Annotated in this window: 1 protein-coding gene; it reads right to left on the bottom strand. The window is 46.6% G+C overall.

From position 1 onward, the window contains the following. Positions 1-89: 89 nt before the first annotated feature. A partial coding sequence (locus EBR25_12000) for a hypothetical protein (GenBank protein NBW41707.1) occupies positions 90-6,260 on the bottom strand: 6,171 nt, incomplete at its 5' end.

Below are 6,260 nucleotides of genomic sequence, written 5' to 3'. Positions count from 1 at the left end.
ACCGCTTTTGCTTTCTTTGAGAAGAAAAACGGCCTCTTTTACAACGAAGGATTAAATGCGTTTTTTTATTAAACGCTCATTATTCATCATTAAAGAGCTACCTTTGACTTAATGTCATTGATAAGCTGTTTAACGTTGTAATAACGCTTACCTTCCCACTCCCAAACCACACCTGGTTTGTGAACGCGAATGATTTGGAAACCACTTGCGTTTTTGTTTTTCTCCAAAGCATCTACTTCAAGTTTGAGCTGAGAGAGATACTCGAATAAGCGTCCTACCACTGCATCGCCATTTCGGAACATATACGTTCCGAAGAAACCTCGATGAGTGGTATACAACCCTTCGGAAAAGGCTGAAAGCTTTTGCCTTCTAGATTGCTCCGCATACTCCGCACAGGTTCTTTGGACCCTTCGGACATGAGCACCTTCCATGTTCAAAACCGTAGTTCTAAACAAGGCGTCTCTTGCCAAAAACTGATCAAAGAGCGGTTGACCCTGATGCAACGTTCGCAACTCACCTCGATCAGGGTGTATGAAACAATCGAGATTGTTGTGCGCCATGAACGCTTCGATCCCATATGGGCTTTGCCAAGCAACACTAGAGTAATAGCTCCAGCTCTTGACAAGAATTCCCACCTTAGCCAATCCAGCAATGGCATTGCTGAGTGTTGAACGAGACACTTGAGCTTGAGGAAGTCTTTGTCCTGCAACCCAAGCCCAATACAACTGCTCGTTGCTGCGAGCAACGTTAGCAAAGTTCTCAGGGCGAGTGTCACGCATGATCTGCCAACAAGTGTCCTGGTCGTCTTTTTGGAACGCTTTTACAAAATCTTTCCGATAGGTGCTGTTGTAAGCACCATCTCGACCAATCAGATTCGGCGTAACCTCTTCTTGTTGAGCGTAAGACAACCAAGTTCTAATATCCGAATCAAACCTTGCAGCTGCATTCTTCACTGCTGAATGCATCAAAGCCTTCAGCTGCTCACAATAAGCCACCTTGGATTGGTCTTCAGGAACTTTGGTGATCTCCTGCACCCAGATATCCGAGATACCTTGCCAAAGTTGATCATCTCCAAAGATCAGCTTCTTGTATTGAAGCAAGATGAAAGCCATGGCTTTGAATGCTGCCTTGTCATCAGACCAACTGTAGACAACACGCGATTCCTCATCATAGGTTTTGTTCTCTCGATTCAAAAGCCCTTCATCGATCAAGGCCTGCACAATCTCTTGCGGGATCCTCGAATCTTGACCATCGAAAAACTCTTTGTGGACAGCACCTTTCTTCAAAGGGTTCAAGAACACTTCGGAGACTTTGCCGCCCTTTACAGGGCGATGGAAAGGCGCTGACATTCTACCCTTCAGGTCCCTGATGGTTCCGTCAACAATACCATCAACATAATCAACGAAGGGGTTTTCTTCGTTCTTGTCGAAGTATTCTTGGAGCATCATTTGACCAAGCGATTGAGGTACCTTCTCAGAAGTCCAAGACGTATCATTCCTGAAGACACAAGAAAGAATATCAACTATTGTAAGCTGAATCTCTTCGTTGTTTCTTACAAGAGTGACTTTCTGCTTTGACATCAAGGCGCTTGTCTGAAGCGAATCCAGTCCAAAGTTCTTAAACGCGAGGCTAAGTACACGCCCCTTGTTCAAGTCACCTCGATCTCCCCCAGTGTACTCCTCACTGAAGAAGGCAGCAATGGCCCTACTCACAAAGGGCCATTGAGCATCAAGATAAACACTTGCGGCTGTCTCCTGATGCACATCCTTGAAGGCTTGCTGAAGCCTCTTCGAGATAGAGAAGAGAGGCTCTAACTCTGGATTCAACTTGCCTTCATCACCAGAATACACATAACCAAGCATTCTGGTGAAGTGAGCAACCAATGCAGAGTTTTGTGCGCCTGCACTGATCCCTTCCTTGATGCGATCACTAGTTCGCTTAGAGGAAGAGAATATCTGTCCAATTGGTTTCTTCCATGAAGCCGCCTGAACAGTTGAGTTCCAAAGTTCTCCATTCTCATCTTTGAAGCCGCTCCTCAACCTTGGTTGGATCATGAATGAGCCAATCTCATACATGCTGCCAAAGCTGAAACATGAATTGCTCTCATCAAGCAAATCGACTTCAGACACCCTTGCTGGCATCTGGATAAAGAAATCTGGGTTACCAGACCACTTTATATCTTCCCCAGAATTCTTCAAGGAGTCTATCTGCTCACTATATATCGAGTAGATAGTCCCTGAATCAAGGCCATTGATTACATCAAAATCCAAGATATTACCAGCATACTGATAAGTAGGCTCAGGACTATGATCAACTACAAAGCGCACTGTTTTGTAGGCAAGAGTCTGAGTCTTCTTTTCTGCCTTTCGGCAAGCCTTAAATCTGACGAAGAACACTTTCTGGAAGGTATTCGCAAGCAGATAGTCTTGTGCTGCTTCAGGTGTGATCTCGTCCTCGAAGTTGATCAACCAAGTGTCATCATCCTTTTTCTGGTCATAGAGAGCTGCATTTAAGATGCGATAAACCCTCTTAGCCCAGTCGATGCTCACCTGGACTGTTGAAGCCATGGTTGCATAGCCTTGATATAAGCGGCGACCATAATCATTCAACTTCAAGCCATCATCTGTCTGAGCCAAAGCTCTGATCAAGAGATCGGGAGCAATGTCTGAGCCAGCACCAATCGGCCCTGTTGGCGTTGACCCAAGCTTAGCTACAAGAGCCATGAAGCTTTGATCATTGGCTAGCAACTTGTGGTTGGTTGCTTTCTCAATCTGAACCAAAGTGCTGAAACTAGCACCCAGAGGATTAGGGATCTTCCCGCCTTCCAGGCCGTAATGCTCAGCAACTTTGGGACAGACGATCCCAAAGTCTCTCACAAAAGCTTTTTGGTCTTCTGTGAGGGGTTTACCATCATAGAGAGAGTTTGCCATGCCGAAGTCAATTCGGTTGGCTTTTGTCATCTCTATCTTGATGGGGCGCAACCCATTCGCCTCGTAGAAGCGGCTCCACCACTTCTCCGTATGAGCGAATCGTTTAGCCAAAGTCTCGTTGAACTCAACAACAACTGTGTCGCCATCATCATCTCCCTGCATATCTTCTGTATCGGAGACATCAATAATGACAAGCTGCTTGCCAAGCTTCACAAGACAAGAAGCCTTGATCAAAGCTTTGAGAATACCTTCAAGGTGATTCTCAATCACTTCACGAGACTCTTTGCGCTTGAAGACCAAACGTTCAATGATCAACTCAAGTTGAGCAAGATCAGCTTCATGCTTCTCTTTGTGCTCGTCCTTGATCTCATTACCACGTCTGCGCCAAGCATCAAGAAGTCTTGCGGCCAAGTTCCCCGTGATTGCATACGGTGCTTGGATAGCACTCGGTACAATCAGAGGAGCACGCCAAGATGCACAACGACGCACAACTTCTTGCACCTTCTCAAGCTCTTCGTTGTAGACTCTACAGACATTGGTATCTGCATTGCCTTCAACGAGCATCAAGCCTGTGAACCGATTAACTCCGTAGTCAACCATGAGCAAACGCTTGGTTGCGTTTTGGGTGATGTCGAAGTTTGTGGTCCAACGCCATAATGAAGCCACTGGATTCTTCATTACAGCAGTAGGCCAATCAATGAACTCTTCAGCCTTGTCTTTGAGCATAAAGCGAAGGAAGGCTTGGATACGATCCTTGTTTTTGTGCTCACGGAATGACTCGAAAAACTCTCGGGTTTTCTCGTCATAAGACTGGTTAAGCTCTTGAAGCTCTTCAGGTGAGTAAATTATCGGCGCTTGAGGCTGATAATTCAGGGCCATTGCACTCTTGTCTGGCGAGTCAATAATAGACCAACCATACAAGTCCGAGGTCAATAGCAACCACCCACCATGAGCCTCCAGAAGTGCATCAACTTTAAGGTTTGTTACAACCTTAGTTTCAACACCTTCTGGTGCCTCAGCTTCAAGGGCATAGCGGTTCTTGCCTTTATCACTCCAAGTAACATAAGTATTGTCTTGGAGTTGAGGCATAACCTGAGCCAAGGTTCGCTTACCCTTGCCCTTGAGCTGCCCTACTTCTAAGGCAAACAGGCGCGGGAGATCCTTTCGGGACTCGAACCAGCTGTCCCAACGCTCCATCTTGAGCTTTCTGAGTCTTTGCTCAGATTGAGCCATTGAGACAAAGTGTCCTGTGGCATCAAGAGCTTCAGTGAGCCTAACTGAAGTTGGGATCTGATCAAGCCCATTAGAGTCTAAGCTTTGAATCTCTTTTACGAGAGCTGGCTCAAACATCTTCAAAAGCTCTTCTTTGGAGAGCCAACGGACATTCTGAATGTCCTGAACACTCCAAGGCCGCCCGTCAAGGAGCGTAACTCTGGAGTCTGCTCCTAAGCCCTTGAAGAACGCTCCCGAAAGTGGACCTTCAAAGAACTTCCCATTCCTCTTGTTCAACATGAAACAGCGATGCTGCCCTGTGTAGCCAAGAGAGTTGAGGCCCGAGCCATCAACTCCTGGGAGCCAATCCAAGGCTCTGGAGTCATACAGTATTGAAACTGTAGGACGCTCGCCTTCTTGAGCAATACCATTGATAGGCTCGTGATGAGGCCCACCAAGGTATTTATCTTGAGGCTGAGCATTGAGTAAGCTCAGTCCGTAAGCCCCATACTCGGAGAAGTTCTCGAAGAGCGCTTCAAGGAACTTGGCTGGACCTGAAAGCTCTTCCGTAGAGTCACCCTCGAAGATCTTCACAAGGCATCGAGAACCATTGTTGGCAATGCCAATCATGCGGTATTGCTTACATACCGTAGCAATGGCTTTCCATGCCTTGGGAATCAACTCGTCAGGGATTCCACCCCAATCAAGCTTCCAAGCTCTCAAGCTTGCAGTAAACTGATCATCTCCAAGGATTTGACCAATTACTGAAGCTGCCCCAGCCATGCGTCCCTCAAAACCATCTTCGAGGGTTACCCCAAGCTGGTGAGGAGTGATGGCTGTGAACTTGAAGCTAATCTGAGGTATCGCCTGATAGACCTCGTGAGAAGCTTCAACCTGAGCCTTGATACGCTCAATTGCAATCCTCTCCAATTTCTTGATTGACCTATCAAGTCGTTCTTGGAAATCATCTTCCGCTTGATGCGTGTCAAGATAAGTCTCGAAATCACGAGTGAGCTGACGGTATCGTGTTGCCCACTGTGTCTTCGAGATCCCATCCTTTGCTTTCACAAAGAAGTGAAGAGCCCTATTGAGCTTACCGATGATACGATCAATTCGGTTGATCGTAGATCGGTTTTCATCTCCAATGAGATCGTTAAGGCTTTGACGTGCCTTGAAGATCTCAGTCTTGAGAATGACTTCGATCCTGCCCTGGGCAAACTCCTCAAGTTTCTCAAAGCCTTGAGGAATCTGAGCACTCAGGTCTTTAAGCATGGATGCTTCTAGCCCTTCGAGGCACTCTTGAAGCTGAGCTTGTTTCTGGCGGAAAAGATCTCGCTTCTTCCGCACAGTGAGCCCTTCAAGGCTAAGCTGCTCCTTCAAGAGTTTGAGAACTGCATCAACATTTTCTCGAACCCATTGAGTGAGTTGATCCTTGAGGAGCCGTTTCGCAGGGAAAAGCATAACGAACCAGCGCCACTCAGCCTTGGGGATAATCGAGGCATCAAGCTCATCAAGAATCGCTTGATGCTCGTGGATCTCTTCCTTGAGCCTATGGAAACTCGGCTCAAGAGGCTCTCTAGCGTCCTTGACCTGTGCTTGCTGCTCTTCGATTGAGTATTTTTCTTCCGAAGAAGCAGCCTTCCAAAGAGCACTTAGTTCTTTGGCTTGCTCTCTCAAAGGAGTGAGGAGCTTAAGGATCTCTTTGAGATCTCCTTTCAAGGAATTACGTGCCTGCTTAACCTCCACGTAACTTTCAAGGAGTTCCTCTCGATGAGCTTTGAGCCTGTCAAACTCAACGAAGACATCTTTGCCTTTGTGCTTATGAAGCAAGGCTTTGAGTCGTTGATGAGCTTTGTACTTCGAGATACTTCCCTTGTAGAAGATCTCAAAGTAACTCTCTTGAGTCTCACGCTCCTGCCGAGTCATTTCCCAGACATCTAGAGGAGTCAACTCAACAACCTCTTGAGTCTCAACAACCTCTTCAGGCTGAGCTTCAACCTCTTTGGGTAAGTCGTGCTGAGCTTCAGGCTCAGACGGTACATCCTCAAGTATCGAGTTGAAATCAAAGTCAACTTGTTGAAGCCCACAGACACTCACAGCAAGGATATTAATATCCTT

The organism is bacterium, from assembly GCA_009926305.1.
In the GTDB taxonomy this organism is placed as follows: Bacteria; Bdellovibrionota_C; UBA2361; order UBA2361; family RFPC01; genus RFPC01.
This window is presented reverse-complemented; position numbering and strand designations above follow the sequence as displayed.